The following is a 26,355-nucleotide window of genomic DNA, read 5'->3' as shown; positions in this document are numbered from 1 at the left end:
TATCCAATAATTCAAATGATACCAGACAATGAAATCCCTTTCTATTAAAACTTAAAATTTCATTTGCAACCATGTAAAACGACTGGTATAGTTTTAATTAGTTCTAGTAGTATAGAAACATAAGGTTTCTGTAATATCTTTGTAACATCGGGGGGCAATATATTTTAATTTAAAATATATTGAAAGTGTTCTAAACCATTATTGCACATGGGATTTACTAAATTAAATAAATTATAAGTTAAATACATAAATCATCATTATCATTGATATATAAACATTACTTAGTATATATTACAAAATCATGCTAAGTTGTAATAGTTTTTGTATTTGATTGCAACACTAACCGGTTACAATAGTTACTGTAGTATAAATCCAATAAAATAAGAAAGTAGATGTGACTCAACTTGAATAACACACTTAAATCATTATTACTCGGTACAGTTGGTACCGCTGGCCTCCTTCTTGCATCTAACGCAACTGCTGATGCAGCAACAGTTAAAGTTCAAACAAACGATACTGTTTGGGCTTTTTCTCAGAAGTATGGCGTTTCAATCAAAACAATCGAAACTTTAAACAATATTGACGCAAATTCTCATATTATTGTAAGTGGTCAATCATTAAATATTCCTGAAAAGGATAGCAACGCTAAAGCAAGCTCAACACAAAAAAGTACTTCAGCTAAAACAAGTACTATCGTTACTACTAATACTTCAGTAAATAAAACATCCGTTACTGTTAAAAATGGTGATTCATTATGGTCAATCGCTAAAGAAAATGGCATTTCAATCTCAGCACTTCGTTCGGCTAATGGATTTGCTGATAACTCAGCACTTATCTTACCCGGTCAAAATTTAACATTAACTGGTTCAAAAGCGGTAGCTGCAAGTACTACTGTTACTCCCGCTAAAGTAACACCAGCTAAAACTGTTAAAGTAGAAACAAGTACTGCTAAACCAGTTGCTACAACTCCTAAAGCAGAAGTAAGTGCTGCTAAATCAGTTACTGCAACTCCTAAAGTAGAAACAGCTACACCTAAAGCAGCATCTACTACAAATAATAAGACTGTTACTGTTAAAAACGGCGATTCATTATGGTCAATCGCTCAATCAAACGGTATTACTATCTCAGCACTATGTGATGCTAATGGTTTATCTTCTAATTCAATGATTAACCCTGGCCAAACATTAAACTTAACAGGTTCAATGGCTAAAGTAGCTTCTACAACTGCTGAAAAAGTTGTTACACCTGCAAAAGCTACAACAACACCTAAAGCTGCTGTAACTTCTAATGCTACTTCAACACCTAAGGCTGCTACAAGTTCTAATACTGCTTCAACAGCTAACACTGCTGTTGCAAGTTCTAATACTACTTCAACAACTAATACTGCTGCTGCAAGTTCTAATACTACTTCAACAACTAATACTGCTGCTGCAAGTTCTAATACTACTTCAACAGCTAATACTGCTGCTGCAAGCTCTACAACACAAACAGCAAGCTACTCAGCAAGCAAAGTTATCTCTGTTGCTAAAGCATACATAGGTACTCCTTATGTTTGGGGTGGATCAACTCCTTCTGGTTTTGATTGTTCAGGATTCACACAATATGTATTCGCAAAAGTTGGTATTAACTTAAACCGTAATACTATTGGACAAGAATCAAATGTTTCTAAGAAATCAACTGCTGCTGCTCAACCTGGAGATTTATTATTCTGGGGAGCTCAAGGTTCTACATACCATGTTGGTATTTACTTAGGTGGTGGCCAATATATCGCTGCTCCAGAACCTGGTCAAAATGTTAAAATTGGTGCATTAGCATATTACCCTGCTTCATTTGCTGGTACTGTTAATAAATAATATTATGAAGGTCCCACTCACTAAGTGAGTGGGACCTTTTTTTATGGATTTTAATATATAAAGTATTCTGGTTCGGAATCTATAAAAGTTGCTAAGATTGGAAATAAGTCCGTTAGAAATCTGAATTTTATTATTTGTTCCTTCTAAAAGAGTATTAATCGAATAATTATTAATGTTTGGAAATATCTTCACATCACGCCATCATAAGATTATGTCTGCTATTTAAAAACAAAAATCTTATACTCTTCGGCTTATTCATCATTAATCAAAAACTGGTATTTAATGCTTTTTACCCTACTATTAACAAGTGATATTTGAAACCTTTTATCTTTAAAAATCGTTACTCATTTTAAAATGTTTCATGTGAAACATTTTAAAATGGCATAAATACATAGAAGCAAAACTAACTTTTTCTTTTAATTTTGGCTATTTGGTGTATTATAAAGCTATTCGGGCCCTTAGCTCAGTTGGGAGAGCGTCTGCTCCGCAAGTAGAAGGTCGACGGTTCAAATCCGTTAGGGTCCATAGTAACCACTACAGATTTTAAAAATCAAAAAAGAGATTAACTTCAATTTGAAGTTAATCTCTTTTTCTTACGTTTCTATTTAATAAGGTTTTCCATTTGCAACGTGTTTTGCATGTTGCAACAGCGCTGTCATAGTTTCAATAATATGCGGATCGTCAATTTGATAGTACATTAACTTTCCTTCTCGTCTCTGACTAATTATTTGATGCGTTTTTAATAAACTTAATTGATGAGATAAGTTTGTTTGTTCAACATTAAGTATCTTTGATAATTCAGTTACATTATATTCATGTTGTTCCAATAAATAGATTAATTGTAATCTTATTCGATTATTCAATAGCTTAGTTATCATAATTGATTCATCAAGTTCACTTTTTGGAATTTCATTGTACGGTTGCATTATTTTCCTCCTACATAAAGTGCTGAATAGTACCACTTTCTAATAATATATATAGACCTAAGAAAACATAAACAATTAGAGTGATTAAATTACCAAAATTTTGAAAAAATTCTTGGATTTTAGGTAAATTAGTAATCATTTTACTCAACCATGTAATGATACATAAGAATATAAAAAATAGCATCAGTACAATAGGTACATCCCTAATAGATAATGTCGTGAAAAATGGGACGTAGATAGCAAGATTATCTGGTCCACAAGTTGCAATAGTAATCATAATTACATTTAAAATTATGCCTTGACCCGGTTTTCCTAATTTCTCCCGGACCTCATTACCCTCATCTTCATCACTAAAATACATTTTTATACCCATTATAATCGGAATAAGTCCCAAAAATCCTAAGATCCATTCTTCAGGAATCAGTTTTAACCAAAAGGCAGCAATCAAACTAACTGCTATAAGCGTCCCACTACCAAGTAGCTCTCCTATAAATATTAATTTTTCTTCATGTTTATTTTTATACTTAGCAAAAATAATAATTAGAATTAAAAGATAATCGATATTTGTTGAAATGAATGCGAGTACAGTTGAACCTAATAGTGTGACCATTATAGCATCTCCTCTATATGATATATTATTCATATGATATTTTGTTCATGTGAATAATATATCATATGTTAACGTCCATGTAAACGGTTAAATATAAATTTATTAGTACCTTATTTATTCAAAAATATGCTAGAATTAGTTTATTATCTATTACTTCGGAGGAATTCATATGGACTATCTAATACTGTTACTACCTATTTTATTGTTAGCTATTTGGTATATCAGCTTTCACAAAGAACCACGTCAATTAATTAATGGATTTCTGTTCAATATATTTGTCATTTCTTTAATAGGTGTACTCGCTACTTCCCCTATCAATTTTATGAAAAATAGCGCTGTTTTTATTATCATTGTTGGCGCTATAGGTTTGATATTACTTTCAATTGCAACTATTCCATTTTTATTAATTAATACTGGACTAGTCTTTAAACGTGAAAGTTATTCATTAGCTAACATGCTTGGACTACTACTTGCTATTGTTCTTATCATTCGCTGGTTTGTGACACCTTTAATCAGTACGTGGCCTTGGTATCTTCAATTACCATTTAATTTTGCTTCGTTGACTGGCTTATATCTTATGTTCGCTTTTTTAAATTTCTTGTCTGTTAGTATTTTATATAGCTTACGACGTCCAAAATATGATCAAGACTACATCATTGTACTAGGTGCAGGTTTAATCAACGGTTATAAAGTTAGTAAACTACTTGCCAACAGAATCAAACGTGCTACCAATTTTGCGGACAAACAAATACTATTAGGCGGTAAACGCCCGATTATTATTTTTTCAGGTGGGCAAGGTAATGATGAGTCTATTTCAGAAGCACAGGCAATGCAAAAATGGGCCATCGACAGTGGTTATCCAGAAGAATTTACATTACTAGAAGACAAATCAACAACGACTTTTGAAAATATGCGTTTCTCAAAAAAAATAATTGATCTTGATCATAGAGGGGATCATATTTTATTCAGTTCAAATAACTACCATATCTTTCGTGCTGCAATATTTGCACGAATGGTTGGTGTAAATGCTCAAGGCATTGGCGGGAAAACGCCATGGTATTTTTTACCTAATGCGTTCTTGCGTGAATTCATTGCTATCATAATGCTTCATAAAAATCGTCATTTTATAGTTATTTTGTTGCTCCTTTTACTGTCTATTTTTCAACAGCTTTTTAAATAATTATTACTTCAATACTTACTTAAATTAATTAATCTACTTAAAAGGATAAACCTTTAATTTATGTCATATTGACAAAACTCAGTACTATCGTTAGAATTAATTTTTATTAATATCAGTCTTATAAATTAACTATTTTTGTTGTAATCTAAGCATTAGCTAATAAAAGCTAATGCTTTTTTTATACAGTTTTTTAGTAAGGGAGATTTTATTTATGAATGGGATAGATATACACGATAATTTGAAGGTATTACAAGATTTAAAATTTTTAATTTATGACTTTAGTAACCATAGGATTGATTTTCACAATTTTGATATTTTAACTTTAGATTTACCTACCAAACAAATTGATTTAGTCTCAGCCTATCAAGCACAAAAAATTGACCACACTATTGAAGAAATAGCATGGTCAATCATTAATGATAATCATTTATAAACGGATTACTTTAAGCAATAATTCAGCTGTCGCTTCTCTTTTTTCTTTGGGTAAAGAAGCAAGATAATTAATCAAATCCAGCGTTGCAACACCTTTTAAATTTTGATTAGTAAAGAAGTCAGCTAACGTCATATCCAGCGCTTCAGCAATATCTGATAATTTTTTTATTTTAATATTATCTAACTTACCTCGCTCTATCAAAGAAATTAAACTAACAGAAGATTTTGATTTTTCAGCCAGTTGCTCAATGGTCATATTCAATAATTTTCGTTTAGCACGAATTAAAATTCCTATTTTTTTAAGCATATTAAACTCCTAATCAGAAAGGTTCTCTTTATGGTAAAGGTTTTTAAAACAATCAAACAGATTATAGCTTATCTTTTTTTAATATATATATATATACAAAAACCTTTTAAGCTGATAAAATAACTTAAGTTTCGTTTAAGGTTTGTCTTTATTCGTTGATTTAGTAATTTAAATCTAAGGAGGCCACGGGGGGTATTACTAATTCTGCATCTAACAACCTAAAAAAATACATAAGTACCAATGATTAAAATCCTATTTTATGCGATTGAGTTAGCCATTATTTTATAAACTAAAACTCGCTATGTATACACTAGATTTGGTAACTTTTAGTTAAGTAGTCAAAGTTAATCATATTATTAAGGTAGTTAAAAAGGAGATCCAATGATTAAAAAAGAACAAATCTATTATGCGCCTTCAGATGATTTATCTGGGAGTACGACAAAAAAATTCTGTCCTAATTGTGGAAGTGAAGTTCCTAAGGATGGTAATTTCTGTCCTAATTGTAATTTTGATTTACGTGTTAATTCAGTTGCGTCACAGCAACCTGTTACGCCGGTTCAACCAACACAACAACAAATGCCACCTACACAAACACGAACTGCAAATCCTAAATTACCCATCTCAGGTAAAACAAAATTCATCAGAATTTTGATTGGTATTATCGCTCTTATTATTGTTGTTGGCTACTATGCTGGAACAAAATATTACTCAAAAGAAAATCAAATTGAACGAATTACAGATGCATTAAAAACCGATAAAAACATGGAAGCTTATTTTTCAACATCGGATACGGCATTAAAAATTACTGATGAGTCTATGAAACCTGCATCAGATGCATGGGGTAGTACAGACTCTCTTAAAACTTTTAAAAACGAATTAACCAATGGAGCAAGCACTTCAACACATTTTCATTTAAAAGAAAATGGTAAACATTGGTTATTATTCCCTAAATATACGGCTGACTTTTCAACCGTTTCCGTTAACTTATCAACGAATAGCTCTGGGGCTGTTATCAAGATGAATGATAAAAAAGTTGCTACAGCTGACTCTGATAATTACAGTAAAACAATCTCAAATCTAGTTCCCGGTAACTACACAATAGAAGCAGCTGGCTCTATTGATGGTACTAAACTAAATAATAAATCGACTGAGACGCTCACTAGTTCAACTTCTAACGTCAATTTAGATTTAAGTACACTTACTTTTAGAATTAAAAGTATCGCAAATGCTGATATCTATGTTAATTCTAAAAAAGTTGGTACAACTGATGATGATGGTTCTGCAACAATTGGCCCTATTGCCTCTTCTGGAAACAATCGATTGCAGCTTAAAGAAAAGGTCGGAGACAACACTCTCGTTACCAGTGAATACCAAATTTCAGGTAGCGATGATGATAACGACGTAACTTTAAATAATACAGATGAAAATGGCTTTCAAGATAGTTCTAGTAGCAATTTATTCAATATTAATTTTCCTAATATGTTAACTCTAGATGATGCAGAAAGTTATATAGACAATTTATTTACCCAAATTGATGACTACACTATCGATGGTGATGACTCTAATGAGGATTCAAATGATAGTTATGGCTCAATAGGCAGTTTCTTTGTTAATGGCTCAAGCAATGCAGATGCCAAGGCATGGGTGACTATTGCTAAAAATTATCATGATGATGATGCAATCAGTAGTGTCTCTTATGACGCTAAAGTATTATCAGTAACACCGACAGATAAAAATAAATTTGATGTCGCTTATGATGTTACTTATACGTTCGATTTCACTGATAGTGACGATAATTATTCAACTAAAACACAAGTATTTAGATATACTGCTAAAGTTAATTATTCTAATAACGATGACTTCTTAATCAAGTCAATTACACCCGCTAAAAAAATTAGTGAAAAAATTGAAGACAACTAAACTTTGGAGGAAATAATCATGAAAACATGCCCAAACTGTAGTTCACAACAACCAGAAAATGTAAAATTTTGTACAAACTGTGGATTTGCCTTTTCCATTAAACCAGCCCAAGAAACGGCCGCAACACAATCACAAAACGTACAAGAACCAACAAAATTCCAACAACAATACACGCAACAACAAGATACTAAAGCTCAAAATGAGAATATTGAACAAGCTAAAACATTCGCATCAAATTATTGGTCTTATTTCTTAAATGCCATTAAACATCCCACAATTTTAGAAAATGGTCATAAATATTTCGGCTTTACGACAATTATTTTATTCGCCATATTTAATGATATTTTTGTAAAATTAATAATGGATAATGTTGCTAAATCTGTTAATTCAAGTCTATTTTCAGGACTCTTTAACACTCAAAGTACCTATGCGCCAACAATTGACAGTAGTGTCTACGCAAAATTATTTTTCTTAACACTACTAGCTTTTGCCTTTTACATACTAATTGGATTTTTTGTTCGTAATGTTGTTTTAGGCGATAAGAGTGATACCTTACTTTCATTTACAAATCGCTTTACACACTACCTCATGATCAATCTTGTATTAGCTGTCCTTAGTATGCTTTTCATGCTACTTGGAATGAGAGGCCTTGCTGTATTCATGTATGCTTTAATGGCCCTTATCATGAGTATTGCTTTCATTTTATCGATGATTATTGATACAAATCCACTTAAAATAGATAAACTTTACGGCGTTGTCATTGGACAACTTCTATTAGCTTTAGTTTTCATGATTGTTATGTCAGTATTTGCTGTCAGTTTAGCAGCCAACATAGCTTCAATCATCTCTGCAGCTGGATTTTAAGTTTATTGCTTAACCTAATTATAAAAAGTTAAAAAGGCACCAATCAAGTATACTTGATTGGTGCCTTTTCTGCATTTCTGTACTATTAATTATTAACTTTAGCAATCTTACCCTGTTCAATATAAACAGCAAGAATTGATAAATCAGCAGGATTCACACCACTAATACGACTAGCTTGAGCTAATGTTTCTGGTTGAATCTTAATGAATTTTTGACGCGCTTCCGTCGCAATTCCTTCAATAGAATCGTAATCAATATTTGTTGGAATTTTTTTAGCTTCCATACGTTTTAACTTCGCAACTTTTTCTTGTGCTTTTTTAATATAGCCTTCGTACTTAAATTGGATTTCTACTTGTTCAATAATTCTATGGTCTAATTCATGGTCAGGACCTGGAATAAACTTCTCAATGTCTGCGTAAGTTACCTCAGGGCGACGTAAAAATTCATTAGCCAACACGCCATCTTTCAAAGCGGCACTATTATGTTCTGCTAAGAATGCATTCACATCTTCAGTAGGTTTAATACGGAATGATTGTAATCTAGCTTTTTCGGCTTCAATTTCAGCTTTTTTAGCTTTAAAAATAGCTAATCTCTTTTCAGAAATTAAACCAATATCATATCCTTTTTCAGTTAAACGTAAATCAGCGTTATCATGACGTAAGATTAAGCGATATTCAGCACGAGATGTTAATAGACGATAAGGTTCGTTTGTCCCTTTTGTTACTAAATCATCAATCATAACACCGATATAAGCGTCACTTCGATTTAACGTAAAATCTTCGCGGCCTAAAGCACGTAACCCAGCGTTAATTCCTGCCATTATTCCTTGTCCAGCAGCTTCTTCATATCCAGAAGTCCCGTTTGTTTGACCAGCGGTATATAAATTCTTCACTAATTTAGTTTCAAGCGTTGGTCGTAATTGATAAGGAGCCACGACATCATATTCAATCGCATAACCCGGACGCATTAATTCAGCGTTTTCAAGGCCCTTAATTGAATGAATAATATCTTGTTGGACTTCTTCCGGCATTGACGTAGAAAGGCCCTGAACGTAAAATTCGTCCGTTGAACGGCCTTCTGGTTCTAAGAAGAGCTGATGACGAGGTTTATCAGAGAAACGAACAATTTTATCTTCAATAGATGGACAGTAACGTGGACCCACACCTTTAATAATTCCTGAGAACATAGGTGCACGATCAAGGTTAGCATTAATAATCTCATGCGTTTTCAAGTTGGTATACGTTAACCAACAAGATAATTGATTTTTAACATCAATATAATCTTCATCAGGTGTTTCAAAACTAAAGTGGTTAGGTTCAACATCCCCTGGTTGTTCATCAGTCACACTGTAATCAATTGTATTCCCATCAACACGAGGTGGTGTTCCAGTTTTAAAACGTTCTAAATCAAATCCAAGAGCTTCAAGATTTTCAGATAATTTAATTGCAGGTTGTGAATTATTAGGACCTGATGAATAACTCAATTCGCCAATAATAATCTTACCGCGAGCAGCCGTTCCAACTGTTAAAACAACACTTTTAGAACGGTATTTTGCCCCAGTATTTGTTACAACACCATGACATTCGCCATCTTCAACAATTAAACTATCGACTGTTCCTTGACGTAACGTTAGGTTTTCTTCTTTTTCCATTGTATGTTTCATTTCACTTGAATAAAGATGTTTATCAGCTTGTGCCCGTAATGCTCTAACAGCTGGACCTTTACCAGTATTTAACATACGCATTTGTACATAAGTTTTATCGATGTTACGACCCATTTCGCCACCTAAGGCATCAATTTCACGTACAACAATTCCTTTAGCTGGACCACCAATTGAAGGATTACATGGCATAAAAGCAACCATGTCTAAACTAATTGTGATAAGTAATGTTTTATTACCCATTCGTGCAGCAGCGAGTGCTGCTTCTGAACCAGCATGTCCAGCACCAACCACAATTACATCATAATCTGGGCCGTCATAAGTTTTAATGTCCATTTATATTCTCCTATTTACTAACAATTATTTACCTAAACAGAATTGACTAAATAATTCTGTGAGTAATTCATCTTTGTAGCTATCACCAGTGATTTCACCAAGTAATTCCCAACTTCTAGTCATGTCAATTTGAACTAAATCGATTGGCATACCGGAAGCAATCCCAGTGATCACATCATCTAAAGCAGTCTCAGCTTGATTTAACAAGCCAATATGACGAGAATTAGTAATCATAACTGTTGTTTGGCTATTTTCAATTCCACCAAAGAATAAGTTAGCAATTTTTTCTTCAAGTTGCTTCACACCTTCATGATTTAAGACAGAAATAGAAATAATTTCCGTTGGATCAACCATACTTTCTAATTCTTTACGATCTAGATTTTCTGGTAAATCTGTTTTATTTAAGATAACAATTCGTTTATCATTCTGTGTTAATTTAATGAGCTGCTTATCTTCAGCAGACAAAGGTTCATTGCTATTCAAAACAAGCATGACTAAATCAGCTTGAACAATCGCTTCTTTCGAACGTTCAACCCCAATTTTTTCAACCTTATCTTCTGTATCACGAATACCGGCAGTGTCTACCAATTTCAAAGGTACACCCATAACGTTAACGTATTCTTCAATCACATCACGCGTTGTTCCAGCAACATCAGTTACAATGGCTTTATCTTCATGTAATAAGTGATTCAAAAGACTTGATTTACCAACATTAGGTCGACCAATTATGGCAGTAGCTAATCCTTCACGTAATACTTTACCTTGTTGCGCTGTTTGTAGTAATTCTTGAACATATTGCTTAACATCACGTGCTTTTTCAAGCAATAATTTAGTCGTCATTTCTTCACCAGCATCGTATTCTGGATAATCAATATTAACTTCAACTAATGCCAAAACATCTACGATATCTTTACGTAAATTGCGGATTAGACGTGCTAAATTACCATCTAACTGATTTAGTGCAACTTTCATTGAGCGATCTGTTTTAGCACGAATTAAATCCATAACAGCCTCAGCTTGAGATAAATCAATTCGACCATTTAAGAATGCTCGTTTTGTAAATTCACCAGGTTCAGCTAAGCGTGCCCCATTACTTAATAATAATTGTAAAATTTGATTCGTTGGTACAATACCACCATGACAGTTAATTTCAATCACATCTTCACGTGTAAATGTTTTAGGTGCTAACATAACTGAGACCATGACCTCATCGACTTCTTCATCCGTTTTAGGATTTAAAATATGTCCGTAGTTAATGGTATGACTATCAACGTTACCTAAATTTTTCCCTTTAAATACATTATTAGCAATTTGAACGGCATCCTCACCACTTAATCGAACAATTGAAATGGCACCTTCACCAGGTGGTGTTGATATAGCGGCAATTGTATCAAATTCTGTTAATTCTGGCATATCTTTAAATACTCCCTTCAAGTGCTCTATTAGCAGTTAATTAATCATATTCTTTAAATTTTTTCAAACAAAAAAAGGGCCCACTCCACGCCCTAAAAGGACGTGGATAAAGCACCTTCACTACTTTATCTAATATTAAGTTCAATGCCAATAATATACTTTTTTTACCGACATTTGTCAACAAGTCTGTTTGATGATTCTAATTCACTAACCACGAATACCGCGATTTTCTAATTTATTAGTAATCACTTTTAATTCATTAACATAACCAAGATATTCTTCTTCAGTCATATCAAATGAAGTAAAACAATTCGACATTTGTTTCATAATTCTATGTTTACTTCTTTTAGCTTTTCCAGTCAATGAGACATTCACACGGCGTTCATCCTCAGGATCTCTAGTCCGAAGAATCCAATCATCCTTTTCCATACGTTTTAAAAGTGGTGTTAATGTTCCGTTATCTAGATGTAACTTCGCACCAAGTTCCTTCACCATAACAGGTGACGTTTCCCACAATGAAAGTAACGTAATATATTGCGGATACGTTAAGCTAAATTCCTTCAGTGATTCTGTATAAAATTTATTGTAATCTTTTTGTGCTGTGTAAATAGCAAAACATAGTTCATCTTCTAATTTTTCTGGATCATGTTTTAAAGCCATGGGTGGGGACTCCCTTCTATTACTGACTATTTTTTATTTTTAGGCGCTACAATTACTGAGCGCTTAGGTTCTGTTCCAATCGATGTTGTTTTGATTCGGTTATTTCGTGCTAAATAAAAATGAATTTGCTTACGTTCGTTAGCAGGCATCGGGTCTAATTGTACCGTCTCACCCGTTCTAATAACATCCTTGGCCACTTTAATTGCAAGGCGCTCAATCGTTTCTTCGCGACGTTTACGGTAGCCACCAACATCTAGAATAACATTCATTCTGCTAACTGCTTTTTGATTCATATTAACTTGTGCTAAATATTGCAAAGCATTTAAACTTTTACCGTGTTTACCAATTAATAATCCTTGTTTACTCGTATTAAAATCATATGTTACCTGACGGCGCTCAAATTGAACATTAATTTCTGTATCAATACCCATTAATTCTGTAATGTCGGCCAAATAATAACCAACATCATGAACTGCTTTTTCATTAAGTTGACTTCTAGCAGCTTTTTCTGCTGCTGTTAGAGGCTTTGATGTAACACTATCTTTTTTTTCATCAATAATTTTCTTGCTTACTGGTTTTTCTGTTATTTTTTTTTCAATTAATTCAACTTCTGCCTTTTTGCGGCCAAAAAATAAAAATCCAGACTTACCTTCATTGATTATTTTAATTTCAATCTGTGTTTTTTCAAGCTTTAATGCAGCCAAACCGTTACTCACAGCTTGATCAACATTTTTTCCAGTAAATATGGGCATGTTCATCCTCCAAATATAATTATCATCGTTATATTATAGCACTAATTGACCCCTTATCTATACCCTTTTTCAGAACGATTTTTTTGAAAAGTTCTTTCATTTGACAAAATCTATAGGACTCAGCCTATAATGAAAATACTAAATATAAAAACTCGGAGGATTAATTCTATGAATAAATTAACAGACACATATGAATTAGCAAATGGTGTCAAAATTCCTGTTGTTGGTTTTGGTACTTGGCAAACACCAAGTGGTGATGTTGCTAAAGCATCTGTAAAATCAGCATTAGCTTCTGGTTACATACATTTAGATACTGCTGAAATGTACCACAATGAAAGTAGTGTTGGAGAAGGTATTGCCGAAAGCGGTGTTGCTCGTGAAGATATCTTTTTAACAAGTAAATTAGCTAATACAGCTCATACGTACGATGAAACACAAACAGCATTTGCACGAACATTAAAAGATTTAGGTGTTGATTACCTTGATTTATTCTTGATTCACTGGCCAAATCCTGCTGCTTATCGTGAAGATAATTGGGAAAGTCATCTTCAAGAAACATGGCGTGCATTTGAAGATCTTTATAATGAAGGTAAAATTAAAGCCATTGGTGTTTCTAACTTCCGTCCTCGTCATTTTAAAATTTTGGAAGAAACACAAACAATTACACCAATGATTAATCAAATTAGATTAGCTCCTGGTGATACTCCCAAAGAGACAATTGATTATTGTCACAAGCATAATATTCAATTAGAAGCTTATAGCCCATTAGGAACTGGTGCTATCTTTACGGAACCAACAATGGTTAAAATTGCTAATCGTATTGGTCGCAGTGTTGCACAAGTTACCTTACGTTGGTCATTACAAAATGGATTCTTACCACTTCCCAAATCTGTTCATGCTGACAGAATTGAAGAAAATACTCATTTATTTGATTTTGAATTATCTGATGAAGACATGGCAGAAATCAACTCTCTAGATGGTGTTGTTGGTCATGCTCAAGATCCAGATACAGCAACTTTCTAAAATGTTTCACGTGAAACAAAAATGCGTAACCAGATATATTCTGGTTACGCATTTTTAGTTATCTATAGTTTGATGATGCATTTGGCATGACTATTGCACATATGATGTAAACAATAATACCAGGGAATGCTGCACTCAGGACACTTAAAAGAACGTACCCTATTCTTGTTAATGTTGGGTCCCAGTTAAAAAATTCAGCAATACCACCGACAACACCAGCAATAATTCTATTATTAGATTTTGTTAATTTTCTCAATTTTAATCCTCCTCTTGTTAACCTTTTATGTAATTATATCCAAAATAAAAAACCAAAGCCACTAAATGGACTTTGGTTTTCAAAAATTACTTTTTGTTACGGCCCTTATAAGCTTTCTTTTTCGCTTTTTTAATAGCCTGTACTTTTTCTTTTTCAAGACGTACTTTTTCTTCACGTTCACGTGTAATTTTAAATGGATTATTAATTAACAATGTTTGTCCAACTGAGAATGCATTGGTAATAACCCAATATAATGACAAGGCTGATGGTAAGTTAACAGCTGTCACAAGAATCATTATTGGTGTACCATAAACCATCATCGTTGACATTGAGTTTGCTTCAGGTTGGGACATAACACCCAACTTAGAAACAAAGTAAGTTAAGATTGCAGCAAAAATTGGTAAGATGAAGTACGGATCTTTATCACCAAGCTGTAACCATAAAAATTCACCCGTCTTCAAAACGTTCGTTCTCAAAATAGCTTGATAAAGAGCTAATAAAATCGGCATCTGTACTAATAATGGTAAACATCCAGCAACAGGATTAATGCCTGCTTCTGCATATAATTTCTGTTGTTCTTCACGTAATTTTTGAACAGTTGCAGCATCTTTACCAGAATGCTTAGCTTGAAGTGCCTTCAATTGAGGTTGAACTTCAGCTGTTTTACGCATACTTTTTGTTTGATAAATCATTAATGGTAATAAAATAACCCTAATGATTATGGTAAAGATGATAATACCAACACCATAGTTCCCACCAAATAATTTTGAAAGGAAAATAATAGCCCTAGAGAAACTGAGGATGATACCGCCATCCCAAATTCCTGTACTATTTTCCGTTATTGGTGTTGTACTACATCCCGCTAGGACTAACATTAACCCCAACATACTTAATAGGACTAAAAATCGCTTACTCTTCTTTTTCACAAGAATACCCTCGCTCACTTTATTAGTCTAAAATTTTAGCTATTTTTAAAACATGTGTTAATTGTTTCTTGGATTCCTCTTGCGACAACCAAGCAACAGATGGTCTAGCAATAACCAAAAAATCGCAATCTTGTTTAAGATCTGGTTTCAATTCTAACAACGATTGACGAATACGGCGTTTAACCCAATTACGAGCAACAGCATTCCCAATACGTTTTCCAACTGAAATTCCAACTCTAAAATGAGCTTGTTCTGGTTTTTCCATCATATATATAACATACTTTCGGTTCGCACAAGATTGACCTTTTTTAAAAACTGTTTGGAACTCTGCTTCTTTTTTAACGCGATATGATTTTCTCATGTAATATCTCCAGTTAAATAGATACTGTATCTTTGTAATAAAAAAAACCACTGAAATCAGTGGTCTATGCAGACAATACTTTTCTACCTTTACGGCGTCTACGTGCTAAGACGTTACGGCCGCCTTTTGTACTCATGCGTTTACGGAAACCATGCACGCGTTCACGGTGACGTTTTTTAGGTTGGTATGTTCTTTTCATAATTTAGGCACCTCCTTAAATACTTAATGTTTCAACTAATCGGTATCTTGATAAAAATAAGATACCAGTGACGTCAATTTCACTTACCGGAATATAATACCATACTTCTTTCTTCTATGAAAGAAAATTATTAGAATTCAATGTAATTTAGTTATCCACACTTTTTCGCTATTTATTTTTTAGTTGTGGATGAGTTGTGAAACACATCTTGTCGTCCACAACTCGGAACACACACTTTTTCACAATAAACAGCCTGTTAATAAGTTATACACACCCTTAACTAAAAACTGTTAATAACTAATGAAAATCCTTTAATAACATACTTTATTTCAATCACTCATTTGTGGATAACATGGCAAACAAAACTGGTTTATCTTTTTATGCCCACCCCTGTGGAAAACTTATTAATGACCCTGTTATTATTTTTTACACATTTTTTTAAACCTGTGGAAAACCCTTCTTTAAAATGCTAAACTGTAGTTACGATTTATTTAAACAAGGAGGCTTTTTGTGCTTACTCTCGAAAATTTATGGTCCTCACTGACTGATTATTTCAAAACGCAACTCAACCCTGTTAGTTACGAAACTTGGATTTCATCAGCTGAACCAAAACAATTTATTAATAACGACCTTATTATTGAGCTACCCTCCCAGCTACATAAAACTTACTGGATACAACATCTAGCACCAAAAGTTGTTGCGTTTCTTTACGAATCAACTGGTGAAGAAATCAATCCCGTTTTAAAAATAAAGGGTGAATTAACCGCGGGCGGCCAATCAAATATGGCAGTATCAAATAGTTCAAACTCTAATAACGATAATGTCCCTACCTTTATGCGTGATGCCAAATTAAACGATAGATATACCTTTAGTACCTTCGTTACTGGAAAAGGTAATCAGATGGCCCACGCTGCTGCTTTGGTTGTTTCTGAAGAACCTGGCCGCTTGTACAACCCGCTCTTTTTCTATGGTGGTGTTGGTTTGGGTAAAACCCATTTAATGCACGCAATTGGTCACCAAATGCTTCTAAACAATCCTGATGCAAAAGTAAAATACGTTACAAGTGAAGCATTTACTAACGGCTTCATTAACTCACTTCGAAATAATACGCCCGAAGATTTCCGAAAAGAATATCGTAGTGTTGATCTCTTACTGGTGGATGATATTCAATTTTTTGCCGATAAAGAATCAACACAAGAAGAATTTTTCCATACATTTAACTCTTTATATGATGATAAAAAACAAATTGTCTTATCATCTGATCGTTTACCAAACGAAATACCAAAATTACAAAAACGTCTTATATCTCGCTTTAAATGGGGTCTTTCAGTTGATATAACCCCTCCTGATTTAGAAACTAGAATTGCTATTTTAAGAAATAAATCTGATGCTGAAAATCTTGAAATACCAGATGATACATTAAGTTATATTGCTGGCCAAATCGATTCGAATATTCGTGAACTTGAAGGCGCTTTGGTTAGAGTACAAGCGTACGCGACCTTATCAAACTCAGAAATAACAACGAGTTTAGCCGCCGATGCCTTAAAAAACTTAAGTTTAAAAGATAAATCAAATGAAATTTCAATTGCTATTGTTCAAGATCGGGTTGCTAAATATTTCCACGTTACTGTGGGCGATTTAAAAGGAAAAAAACGTGTTAAAGCAATTGTTATGCCACGTCAAATTGCTATGTACTTAAGTCGCGAACTTACCGACAATTCCTTACCTAAGATTGGATCTGAATTTGGTGGTAAGGATCATACAACGGTTATTCATGCTCACGAAAAAATTGCTGTAATGTTAGAAACTGATGACAAACTTCAGCGTCAAATTTCAGATCTTAAGAGTGAACTTAACCAATAATAGTTGTGGGCAATTGTGGATAAGGCGGCTTGTTTACTCACAGGTTATCCACATGTGAATTCTTTTATTTACATGGTCCCAACGTATTTCTTAACATGATTAACAGGCCCTACTACTGCTTCTATTCTTTTATTACTTAATTAATAACTAAACTTACCGGAGGATTTACTATGGAATTTACAATTAATCGATCAGCATTCATTAAACAATTAACAGATGTTCAAAGAGCTATTTCTTCAAAAACAACAATTCCTATATTAACGGGTATCAAAGTTGTCTTAACTGCTTCTGGTTTACTTTTAACAGGTAGTGATGCAGATGTTTCTATTGAAACTTTTTTATCTGTTGAAGATGAATCTAATAACTTAACAATTGAATCAACTGGTGAAATTGTGCTACCTGCACGATTCTTTAGCGAAATTGTTAAAAAATTACCGCAAGATACTTTTTCATTAACAGTGACTGATGGTTATCAAACTGAGATTACTTCTGGATCAGCCTCATTCAATATTAATGGGTTAGATGCAAATAACTATCCTCACTTACCAGAAATTGATACTGATGATAATTTAATTTTTTCGGGATCAATCTTAAAACAAATTATTAGCCAAACTGTTATTGCCGTTTCTAACCAAGAAAGTCGCCCTATTTTAACTGGTGTTCACTTTGTCATTGAAAATGGTGAGTTTTTAGCAGTCGCAACAGATAGTCATCGTTTGAGCCAACGTAAAATTACATTGGAAGGCGCAAACGATGCAAAATATGATGTTATTATTCCTGGTAAATCTTTAGTAGAATTATCACGAATGATTGACGATTCTAATCCAGATATTGAAATGCGTATTTCAGAAAACCAAGTACTCTTTATTCTTGGAAATACCTCATTTTATTCACGTTTATTAGAAGGAAATTATCCTGATACAACTCGTCTAATTCCTAAAGAATCAGCTACAGACATTGAGTTTAATGCGCCTAAATTATTATCAGCAATTGAACGTGCGTCATTACTATCACATGAAAGCCGTAATAACGTTGTTAAACTAGCGATTAATACGGCAGAACAAAAAGTTGTCATTTATAGTAACTCGCCTGATGTTGGTAATGTTGAGGAAGCATTAGAATTTAGCAATTTATCAGGAAATGATCTTGAAATTTCATTTAATCCAGACTATATGAAAGATGCTTTAAGATCATTTGGACAAACTGAAATTAAAGTTGCGTTTACACAACCATTACGACCATTTACCTTAGTCCCAACTGAAGATACAACGCAATTTATTCAATTAATTACACCAGTTCGAACATTCTAATTAATTGTTCGTGTATGAATAACTAATAAAAATAGAGTAAAAGCAGCCAATAAAACTGTTTTTACTCTATTTTTTTAGGTAAATTATATTAAAAGTGAGAAATGAATTTTATGGTTTGATTTTGACTAAAAAAATAAGGCAATAGTGAATTGTAGTCATTTAATTAAAAATATAGCCTTTTAAGTAATTTTAGAGTAAAAAGACTAATTAAAACTTAAATCGCTTAAATCGGCTTAAAATGAGATGTGAAATTGTAATTTTGCGAAAAAAAAGGTATAATAGAAAAGGAAGAAAATGGAGGTTGACGACAATTGAAATCAGATATTTATTTAGAAACACCTTACATGATGCTACAACAAGTTTTGAAATCAGAAACAATTATTAATTCTGGTGGCGAAGCAAAATGGTTTTTACGTGAAAATGAAGTCCTTGTAAATGGTGAATTAGAAGACCGACGTGGACGTAAATTATACCCTGGCGATGTTATTGAAGTTCCAGGTATTGCAATTATTACGATGCATTCAATGGACGAAAAGTAGGCTTATCAATGTATCTAGAAAATTTAACCTTGAGGGATTATCGTAACTATGAAGATTTAAATATCTCATTTTCACCAGCAATCAATATATTACTTGGTGAAAATGCTCAGGGTAAAACGAATTTATTGGAAGCAATTTATGTGTTATCAATGACTCGAAGTCATAGAACGAATAATGATAAAGAGTTGATTAAGTGGGATAAGACAGCTGCGATAATCCAAGGTCGGGTGAATAAGCAAGTAGGGTCATTGCCACTCGAGATTCAAATTAATTCTAAAGGTAAAAAAGCTAAAGTTAATCATCTTGAACAGGCCAAATTGTCACAGTACATTGGACAGTTCAATGTGATTTTGTTTGCACCAGAGGATTTAGCCCTTGTAAAGGGTGCCCCATCAGTAAGAAGAAGATTTGTTGATATGGAATTTGGCCAAATTAATGCACGTTATTTATATAATTTAGGTCAATACCGAACTATTTTGAAACAGCGTAATCAATATCTAAAACAGTTACAGCATAAAAAAGACCAAGATTTAGTTTTTTTAGATGTATTATCTGATCAATTAGCTGCTTTTGGCGCAGAAATTGTACATCAACGCTTAATATTTCTTAAACAACTTGAATTCTGGGCTAACCAATTACAAGAAGAGATTACACAGTCCGCTGAAACGTTAACATTTGAGTATGCCACTCATTTGGAAAACGCGTCAGAAAAAACGATTGAACAGTTGTATACGCAATTACAAAATGATTTAAAAAAATCAATAAAAAAAGAAATATTTCAAGGGACAACCTTAGCTGGGCCACATCGTGATGATGTGCGTTTTTTAATTAACGGCAAAAACGTTCAAACATATGGATCTCAAGGACAACAAAGAACAACAGCATTATCAGTCAAATTAGCCGAAATTGAGTTAATGAAAGAGGAAACTGGGGAATATCCAGTCCTTCTTTTGGATGATGTTCTTTCTGAATTGGATGATATGCGTCAAACACATCTTTTGAAGACGATTCAAAATAAGGTTCAAACATTTTTAACAACACCAAACTTAAGTGGTATTGCTAGATCGTTAATTAATGAACCTAAGATTTTTCATATTAATCAAGGTAACTTACTCGAAGAGGAGGAACATATAGTTGACTGATCAAGAGAAACAAGCTGAAATAGCAGAAGAATTACATGAAGAAAAAGCAAAAGAATATGATGCGAGCCAAATTCAAGTTTTAGAAGGACTTGAAGCTGTTAGAAAACGTCCCGGTATGTATATTGGAACAACGGCTTCACAAGGTCTTCATCACTTAGTTTGGGAAATTATTGATAATGGTATCGATGAAGCATTGGCTGGTTTTGCCGATGAAATTAATGTTGTTGTCGAAAAAGACAACAGTATAACAGTTCGTGATAATGGACGTGGTATCCCTGTTGATATCCAAGCAAAAACAGGCCGTCCAGCGCTTGAAACCGTTTTTACAATTTTACATGCTGGGGGTAAATTTGGCGGTGGTGGTTATAAAGTTTCTGGTGGACTTCATGGAGTTGGTGCTTCAGTTGTTAATGCATTATCAACTGAGCTAGATGTTCAGGTTATTCGTGAAGGTAAAGTCTACGGTATGGACTTTGCTCGCGGTAAAGTTAAAACAGAGATGTCAGTTGTAGGTGAAGCACCTGAAAATGAACATGCAACGATTGTTCATTTTGTACCGGATTCTGATATTTTTACGGAAACAACTGTCTATGATATTAAAGTATTAACAACGCGAATTCGTGAATTAGCATTCTTGAATAAAGGCCTTAAAATTACGATTGATGATAAACGTGATGGTGGACCCGGATTACAAGAATTCCATTATGCCGGTGGTATTAAGCATTATGTTGAATACTTAAATAAAAATAAAGATGTTATTTTCCCAGAACCTATCTATGTTGAAGGTGAACAAAAAGGGATTATTGTTGAAGTTGCCCTCCAATATACAGATGATTATCATAGTAATTTATTAACTTTCACAAATAATATTCATACTTATGAGGGTGGTACTCATGAATCTGGTTTTAAGACAGCCTTAACCCGGGTTATAAATGATTACGCTCGTAAAAATAATCTTATGAAAGAAAATGATGCTAATCTTTCTGGTGAAGATGTTCGTGAAGGATTGACGGCTGTTGTCAGTATTAAACATCCAGATCCTCAATTTGAAGGTCAAACAAAAACAAAATTAGGTAATTCAGATGCGCGTACGGTTACTGATCGTACTTTCTCTGAACATTTTACTAAGTTTTTAATGGAAAATCCTAAAGAAGCTAAAATTATTGTAGAAAAAGGCTTATTAGCTGCTAGAGCTCGAGTAGCTGCTAAACATGCTCGTGAAGTAACACGTAAAAAAAGTGGGCTTGAAATCAGTAACTTACCCGGTAAGTTAGCTGATAATACAAGTAAAGATCCTGCAATTAGTGAATTATTTATCGTCGAAGGTGATTCAGCCGGCGGTTCAGCTAAACAGGGTCGTTCACGGTTAACACAAGCTATCTTACCGATTCGTGGTAAGATTTTGAATGTTGAAAAAGCAAGTTTAGATAAAATTTTAGCCAATGAAGAAATTCGTTCATTATTTACAGCTATGGGAACAGGTTTTGGTGGCGAATTTAATGTTGAAAAAGCTAATTATCATAAATTAATTATTATGACTGATGCTGATGTCGATGGTGCCCATATTAGAACGTTATTATTAACACTGTTCTATCGTTACATGCGTCCACTTGTTGAAGCAGGATTCGTGTATATTGCGCAACCACCTTTATATCAAATTAGACAAGGTAAGATGATTCGTTATGTCGATACTGAAGAAGAATTAGAAGAAATTCAAGGGCAATTGGCACCAACACCAAAACCCGTTATTCAACGATATAAAGGTCTTGGAGAAATGGATGCTTCTCAATTGTGGGAAACAACTATGGATCCAGATGCTCGTCGTTTATTACGTGTTAACGTCGACGATGCCATTGAAGCTAATGATGTCTTTAATATGTTAATGGGTGATCGTGTAGAACCTAGACGTGAATTTATTGAAAAAAATGCCACTTACGTAGAAAACTTAGATATTTAAAAACTTAGTCGTAAAGGAGGTTGAAAATTTTGGCAGAAGAATTACCAGCTACAAGCCGGATAAAAGATGTTAATCTTTCCGGAGAAATGAAAAAATCATTCTTGGATTATGCTATGAGCGTTATTGTTGCTCGTGCACTTCCTGATGTTCGAGATGGGTTGAAACCTGTCCATCGTCGTATTTTATACGGGATGAGTGAATTAGGGATTACGCCTGATAAACCATACAAAAAATCAGCTAGAATTGTTGGGGATGTTATGGGTAAGTACCATCCTCATGGTGATTCATCGATTTATGAAGCGATGGTTCGTATGGCCCAAGACTTTAGTTACCGTTACATGTTAGTTGATGGGCATGGTAACTTTGGTTCTGTCGATGGTGATGGCGCTGCTGCTATGCGTTATACTGAAGCTAGAATGAGTAAAATAGCTGTTGAAATGATGCGTGATATCAATAAAGATACCATTGATTTCATGGATAATTACGATGGCAGTGAACATGAACCAGTTGTTTTACCTGCGCGTTTTCCTAACTTATTAGTTAATGGTGCAACAGGTATTGCCGTTGGTATGACAACGAATATTCCGCCACATAATTTGTCAGAAGTTATTTCTGGATTACATATTTTGATGGATAATCCTGATGCAACTGTGGCTGATTTGATGGAGGCTATCCCTGGTCCTGATTTTCCAACTGGGGCTACTGTTCTAGGTAAATCTGGTATTCGTAAAGCTTACGAAACAGGTAAGGGAACAATAACAATTCGTTCAAAAGTTGAAATTGAAGAACAAAAGAATGGTAAAGAACGTATTATCGTTGATGAACTTCCTTACATGGTTAATAAAGCACGTTTAATTGAACGTATTGCTGATTTAGCTCGTGATAAAAAAATTGAAGGTATCACTGATATTAATGATGAGTCTGATCGTGAAGGATTACGAATTGTGATCGATATTCGTCGTGATATGAGTGCTTCAGTTGTGTTGAATAACCTTTATAAATTAACGTTATTACAAACATCTTTCAGTTTTAATATGCTAGCAATCGTTAATGGTATTCCAAAAGTTCTAAGTTTAAAGGAAATGCTTGTTTATTACCTTGAACATCAAGAAAAAGTTATCCGTCGTCGTACGCAATTTGAATTGAAAAAGGCACGTGCTCGCGCACATATCCTTGAAGGTTTAAGAATTGCACTCGATCATATTGATGAAATTATTAGAATTATCCGTAGCTCAAATACGGGTGAACTTGCTAAAAATCAATTGATGGGTAATTATGGTTTATCAGATAAACAAGCTCAAGCTATTTTAGATATGCGATTAGTTCGTTTAACTGGTTTAGAACGTGAAAAAATTGAAGAAGAATATCAAAATTTAATGGCATCAATCGCTGATTTTGAAGATATTTTGGCTCATGACTCACGTATTCATGATATTATTTATCAAGAATTGTTAGATTTACAAGCTAAATTTGGTGATGAACGTCGTACTGAATTATTAATTGGCGAAGTATTGAATCTTGAAGATGAAGATTTGATTGAAGAAGAAGAAGTTATGATTACATTAACGCATAACGGTTATGTAAAACGTCTTGCAACTGATGAATTCAAAGCACAAAACCGTGGTGGCCGTGGCGTTCAAGGTATGGGTGTTCATGATGATGACTTTATTGAACATCTTGTGTCGACATCAACGCATGATACCCTACTATTCTTCACGAATGCTGGTAAAGTGTACCGTATGAAGGGGTATGAAATTCCTGAATATGGACGCACAGCTAAAGGAATTCCTGTCATTAATCTTTTAGGGGTTAATTCTGGTGAGAAAATCCAAGCTGTTATCAACGTAAGCAAGCAAGAAAATGATGAACGTTATCTTTTCTTTACGACGCTTAACGGAACAGTTAAGAGAACACCGGTGTCAGAATTTTCTAACATACGAAATAATGGTTTAAAAGCGATTAAATTGCATGATGAAGATGAATTAATTAACGTTGCTATCACAGATGGCACGCAGAATATGATTATTGGAACGCATCGAGGTTACGCAGTATCATTTGCTGAAAATGATGTTCGTTCAATGGGTCGTTCTGCTTCTGGTGTTCGTGGTATTCGGTTAAGAGAAGATGATTACGTTGTAGGAGCTGATTTATTAGCTGCTGATAGTCACGTATTTATCATTTCTGAAAAAGGATACGGTAAGCAAACACCCGCTTCGGCTTATGCAATTAAAGGCCGTGGTGGAAAAGGAATTAAGACAGCTAACATTTCTGAAAAGAATGGACCAATTGCTGGGTTAGCAACCGTTCAAGGTGATGAAGATATCATGTTAATTACGGATCAAGGTGTTATGATTCGCTTTAATGTGAAGAACGTGTCAAAAACGGGCCGTGCTACTTTAGGAGTTCATTTAATTCGAATTGATGAGAATGCTAAAGTTGCAACAATGGCAAAAGTTGAAGCTACTCCTGAAGAAACAACTACTATTTTAGATGCAGTTGTATCAGACGTTGAAAGTGAAACAAATGACTTAGAATAAACTAAATTAAAAAAATAAAATAAAATCCTAATTAACGGCGTACTTAATAAGTGTGTAGTTAATTAGGATTTTCTTGCTTTAAGTGAATGGCAGTGATATAATTTTAGTTCGTAAGTGTCTATGGCATTAAATAGATAACTTTCCTTGTTCTTGCCACGAGGTAAGGACCTAAAGTCCATAAGGAGGTGTAAACAGTCATGAGTAAATATGAAATTACTTATATCATCCGTACCGATCTTGATGAAGCAGCTAAAGCAGCTTTGATCGAACGTTTCGATGGTATTTTAACAAGTAATGGTGCAGAAATCGTTACTTCAAAAGACTGGTCAAAACGTCGTCTTGCATACGAAATCAGCGGTTATAATGAAGGTATCTACCATATCATTAATGCTACAGCCGATGACGATATCGCAATTAACGAATTTGATCGTCTTTCAAAGATTAATGAAGGAATCTTGCGTCATATGATCATTAACAGAGATGAAAAATAATTCATTTTAATAAAATAACGGAGAGGAGCAATACATTATGATTAATAGAACAGTACTTGTCGGACGTTTAACAAGAGACCCTGATTTACGCTACACAGCTAGTGGTGCTGCAGTTGCAACTTTTACAGTTGCAGTTAATCGACAATTCACGAACGCTTCTGGCGAACGTGAAGCCGATTTTATTAACTGTGTTATCTGGCGAAAAGCAGCCGAGAACTTCGCTAACTTTACGCATAAAGGTTCTTTAATTGGTGTCGATGGACGAATTCAAACGCGTTCATATGATAATCAACAAGGAACTCGCGTGTATGTTACTGAAGTTGTCGTAGAAAACTTTTCGTTGCTTGAATCAAAATCTCAATCAAGCCAACAACAAGGTAACGCTAATAATCAAAGCAGCGCTCCTCAATCAAGTTCATCATCAAATAACAATGCTAACCCATTTGGTGGCGCAAGTTCGAATAATAATTCAAACACAACGCAATCTAATGATTCAGCAACAGTTGATCCATTTGCAAATAATGGCCAACAAATTGATATTTCTGATGACGACCTACCATTCTAATTAGAGGAGGAAACTCACATGGCACAACAACAACAACGTAGAGGTGGTGGCGGTGGCGCACGTCGTCGACGTAAAGTTGACTTCATCGCAGCTAACCACATCGATTATATCGATTATAAAGATACAGACTTGTTAAAACGTTTCATTTCAGAACGTGGTAAGATTTTACCTCGTCGTGTTACGGGAACAAGCGCTAAAAACCAACGCAGTTTAACAATTGCAATTAAACGCTCACGTATTATGGGCTTATTACCATTCGTTTCAGAAGAATAG

26 protein-coding genes and 1 tRNA gene are annotated in these 26,355 nt (G+C 34.0%); 16 read left to right on the top strand and 11 right to left on the bottom strand.

From position 1 onward, the window contains the following. Nucleotides 1-404: 404 nt before the first annotated feature. Both AC1RO3_RS00450 and AC1RO3_RS00445 read left to right on the top strand, forming a co-directional pair. A complete protein-coding gene (locus AC1RO3_RS00450) occupies nucleotides 405-1,853 on the top strand; it encodes a C40 family peptidase (protein WP_481761071.1) in 1,449 nt (482 codons plus the stop codon). A 452-nt stretch (nucleotides 1,854-2,305) separates the two neighbouring features. Beyond that, a tRNA-Ala gene (locus AC1RO3_RS00445) sits at nucleotides 2,306-2,378 on the top strand. Nucleotides 2,379-2,458: 80 nt separating this feature from the next. Here the strand turns inward: AC1RO3_RS00445 and AC1RO3_RS00440 are convergent. Together AC1RO3_RS00440 and AC1RO3_RS00435 are read right to left on the bottom strand one after the other, a co-directional pair. Then, the gene (locus tag AC1RO3_RS00440) at nucleotides 2,459-2,779 is read right to left on the bottom strand and encodes an ArsR/SmtB family transcription factor (RefSeq protein ID WP_481761072.1); all 321 of its coding nucleotides are present in this window, start codon (nucleotides 2,777-2,779) and stop codon (nucleotides 2,459-2,461) included. Between the two features lie 10 nt (nucleotides 2,780-2,789). Beyond that, nucleotides 2,790-3,389 (bottom strand): cadmium resistance transporter, encoded by a 600-nt coding sequence (locus AC1RO3_RS00435; protein ID WP_481761073.1) that lies wholly within the window; start codon nucleotides 3,387-3,389, stop codon nucleotides 2,790-2,792. Nucleotides 3,390-3,558: 169 nt separating this feature from the next. Between AC1RO3_RS00435 and AC1RO3_RS00430 the strand changes: the two genes are divergently transcribed. Continuing rightward, nucleotides 3,559-4,569, top strand: coding sequence for a YdcF family protein (locus AC1RO3_RS00430; protein ID WP_481761074.1), 1,011 nt, complete (start codon nucleotides 3,559-3,561; stop codon nucleotides 4,567-4,569). Between the two features lie 211 nt (nucleotides 4,570-4,780). Beyond that, complete coding sequence (locus AC1RO3_RS00425) at nucleotides 4,781-5,002, top strand: hypothetical protein (protein WP_409021835.1); 222 nt, start codon at nucleotides 4,781-4,783, stop codon at nucleotides 5,000-5,002. On the opposite strand, the gene AC1RO3_RS00420 is transcribed toward AC1RO3_RS00425, so the two are convergent. Then, the gene (locus AC1RO3_RS00420; RefSeq protein WP_481761075.1) at nucleotides 4,997-5,308 is read right to left on the bottom strand and encodes a helix-turn-helix domain-containing protein; all 312 of its coding nucleotides are present in this window, start codon (nucleotides 5,306-5,308) and stop codon (nucleotides 4,997-4,999) included. The genes AC1RO3_RS00425 and AC1RO3_RS00420 overlap by 6 nt on opposite strands. Before the next feature lie 381 nt (nucleotides 5,309-5,689). Here AC1RO3_RS00420 and AC1RO3_RS00415 point away from each other — a divergent pair, with 381 nt between their 5' ends. Both AC1RO3_RS00415 and AC1RO3_RS00410 read left to right on the top strand, forming a co-directional pair. Further along, the gene (locus AC1RO3_RS00415) at nucleotides 5,690-7,228 is read left to right on the top strand and encodes a zinc ribbon domain-containing protein (RefSeq protein WP_481761076.1); all 1,539 of its coding nucleotides are present in this window, start codon (nucleotides 5,690-5,692) and stop codon (nucleotides 7,226-7,228) included. 18 nt (nucleotides 7,229-7,246) lie between these two features. Beyond that, nucleotides 7,247-8,092, top strand: coding sequence for a DUF6574 domain-containing protein (locus AC1RO3_RS00410; protein ID WP_481761077.1), 846 nt, complete (start codon nucleotides 7,247-7,249; stop codon nucleotides 8,090-8,092). An 85-nt stretch (nucleotides 8,093-8,177) separates the two neighbouring features. Here AC1RO3_RS00410 and mnmG read toward each other — a convergent pair whose 3' ends face one another. The 4 genes from mnmG to jag all read right to left on the bottom strand — a co-directional run bounded on the left by mnmG (nucleotide 8,178) and on the right by jag (nucleotide 12,913). Next, nucleotides 8,178-10,088, bottom strand: a complete 1,911-nt coding sequence (gene mnmG / locus AC1RO3_RS00405; RefSeq protein ID WP_481761078.1) for a tRNA uridine-5-carboxymethylaminomethyl(34) synthesis enzyme MnmG — start codon at nucleotides 10,086-10,088, stop codon at nucleotides 8,178-8,180. A gap of 24 nt (nucleotides 10,089-10,112) precedes the next feature. Further along, a complete protein-coding gene (gene mnmE, locus AC1RO3_RS00400) occupies nucleotides 10,113-11,501 on the bottom strand; it encodes a tRNA uridine-5-carboxymethylaminomethyl(34) synthesis GTPase MnmE (protein ID WP_481761079.1) in 1,389 nt (462 codons plus the stop codon). Nucleotides 11,502-11,708: 207 nt separating this feature from the next. Further along, nucleotides 11,709-12,161 (bottom strand): MarR family winged helix-turn-helix transcriptional regulator, encoded by a 453-nt coding sequence (locus AC1RO3_RS00395; RefSeq protein WP_481761080.1) that lies wholly within the window; start codon nucleotides 12,159-12,161, stop codon nucleotides 11,709-11,711. Between the two features lie 26 nt (nucleotides 12,162-12,187). Then, the gene (jag, locus tag AC1RO3_RS00390; RefSeq protein WP_481761081.1) at nucleotides 12,188-12,913 is read right to left on the bottom strand and encodes an RNA-binding cell elongation regulator Jag/EloR; all 726 of its coding nucleotides are present in this window, start codon (nucleotides 12,911-12,913) and stop codon (nucleotides 12,188-12,190) included. 168 nt (nucleotides 12,914-13,081) lie between these two features. On the opposite strand from jag, the gene AC1RO3_RS00385 reads away from it, so the two are divergent. Next, nucleotides 13,082-13,936 carry an aldo/keto reductase gene (locus AC1RO3_RS00385; RefSeq protein ID WP_481761083.1) on the top strand — a complete coding sequence of 285 codons (855 nt, stop codon included), beginning with the start codon at nucleotides 13,082-13,084 and terminating at the stop codon, nucleotides 13,934-13,936. A 58-nt stretch (nucleotides 13,937-13,994) separates the two neighbouring features. Here the strand turns inward: AC1RO3_RS00385 and AC1RO3_RS00380 are convergent, their stop codons facing one another. The 4 genes from AC1RO3_RS00380 to rpmH form a co-directional block, all read right to left on the bottom strand. Next, nucleotides 13,995-14,192 (bottom strand): PspC domain-containing protein, encoded by a 198-nt coding sequence (locus AC1RO3_RS00380; RefSeq protein ID WP_409021843.1) that lies wholly within the window; start codon nucleotides 14,190-14,192, stop codon nucleotides 13,995-13,997. 86 nt (nucleotides 14,193-14,278) lie between these two features. After that, complete coding sequence (yidC, locus tag AC1RO3_RS00375) at nucleotides 14,279-15,079, bottom strand: membrane protein insertase YidC (RefSeq protein WP_481762166.1); 801 nt, start codon at nucleotides 15,077-15,079, stop codon at nucleotides 14,279-14,281. Nucleotides 15,080-15,140: 61 nt separating this feature from the next. Further along, on the bottom strand, nucleotides 15,141-15,479 hold the full coding sequence (gene rnpA, locus AC1RO3_RS00370) for a ribonuclease P protein component (protein WP_409021846.1): 339 nt from the start codon (nucleotides 15,477-15,479) through the stop codon (nucleotides 15,141-15,143). Between the two features lie 64 nt (nucleotides 15,480-15,543). Next, complete coding sequence (rpmH, locus tag AC1RO3_RS00365) at nucleotides 15,544-15,678, bottom strand: 50S ribosomal protein L34 (protein WP_057974157.1); 135 nt, start codon at nucleotides 15,676-15,678, stop codon at nucleotides 15,544-15,546. 510 nt (nucleotides 15,679-16,188) lie between these two features. Here rpmH and dnaA point away from each other — a divergent pair. From dnaA to rpsR, 9 genes are all read left to right on the top strand, one after another. Further along, nucleotides 16,189-17,541: a chromosomal replication initiator protein DnaA gene (gene dnaA / locus AC1RO3_RS00360; RefSeq protein WP_481761085.1), complete on the top strand. Its 1,353-nt coding sequence runs from the start codon at nucleotides 16,189-16,191 to the stop codon at nucleotides 17,539-17,541. A gap of 170 nt (nucleotides 17,542-17,711) precedes the next feature. Further along, entirely contained in the window at nucleotides 17,712-18,851 is a 1,140-nt protein-coding gene (gene dnaN, locus AC1RO3_RS00355; protein WP_481761086.1) for a DNA polymerase III subunit beta, read from the top strand. A gap of 311 nt (nucleotides 18,852-19,162) precedes the next feature. Beyond that, nucleotides 19,163-19,390 (top strand): S4 domain-containing protein YaaA, encoded by a 228-nt coding sequence (gene yaaA, locus AC1RO3_RS00350; RefSeq protein ID WP_057974154.1) that lies wholly within the window; start codon nucleotides 19,163-19,165, stop codon nucleotides 19,388-19,390. A gap of 8 nt (nucleotides 19,391-19,398) precedes the next feature. Beyond that, nucleotides 19,399-20,532, top strand: coding sequence for a DNA replication/repair protein RecF (gene recF, locus AC1RO3_RS00345; protein ID WP_409021849.1), 1,134 nt, complete (start codon nucleotides 19,399-19,401; stop codon nucleotides 20,530-20,532). A gap of 19 nt (nucleotides 20,533-20,551) precedes the next feature. Further along, nucleotides 20,552-22,489: a DNA topoisomerase (ATP-hydrolyzing) subunit B gene (gene gyrB, locus AC1RO3_RS00340; RefSeq protein WP_481761146.1), complete on the top strand. Its 1,938-nt coding sequence runs from the start codon at nucleotides 20,552-20,554 to the stop codon at nucleotides 22,487-22,489. An 86-nt stretch (nucleotides 22,490-22,575) separates the two neighbouring features. Next, complete coding sequence (gene gyrA / locus AC1RO3_RS00335; protein ID WP_481761147.1) at nucleotides 22,576-25,026, top strand: DNA gyrase subunit A; 2,451 nt, start codon at nucleotides 22,576-22,578, stop codon at nucleotides 25,024-25,026. Between the two features lie 197 nt (nucleotides 25,027-25,223). Continuing rightward, a complete protein-coding gene (gene rpsF / locus AC1RO3_RS00330; RefSeq protein ID WP_409021850.1) occupies nucleotides 25,224-25,517 on the top strand; it encodes a 30S ribosomal protein S6 in 294 nt (97 codons plus the stop codon). Nucleotides 25,518-25,554: 37 nt separating this feature from the next. Beyond that, nucleotides 25,555-26,082, top strand: a complete 528-nt coding sequence (gene ssb, locus AC1RO3_RS00325; protein ID WP_409021851.1) for a single-stranded DNA-binding protein — start codon at nucleotides 25,555-25,557, stop codon at nucleotides 26,080-26,082. An 18-nt stretch (nucleotides 26,083-26,100) separates the two neighbouring features. Beyond that, nucleotides 26,101-26,355, top strand: coding sequence for a 30S ribosomal protein S18 (gene rpsR / locus AC1RO3_RS00320; protein ID WP_057974148.1), 255 nt, complete (start codon nucleotides 26,101-26,103; stop codon nucleotides 26,353-26,355).

The sequence above is a fragment of the Dellaglioa sp. CoH-57-MRSF-19 genome (genome assembly GCF_056781975.1).
This window is presented reverse-complemented; position numbering and strand designations above follow the sequence as displayed.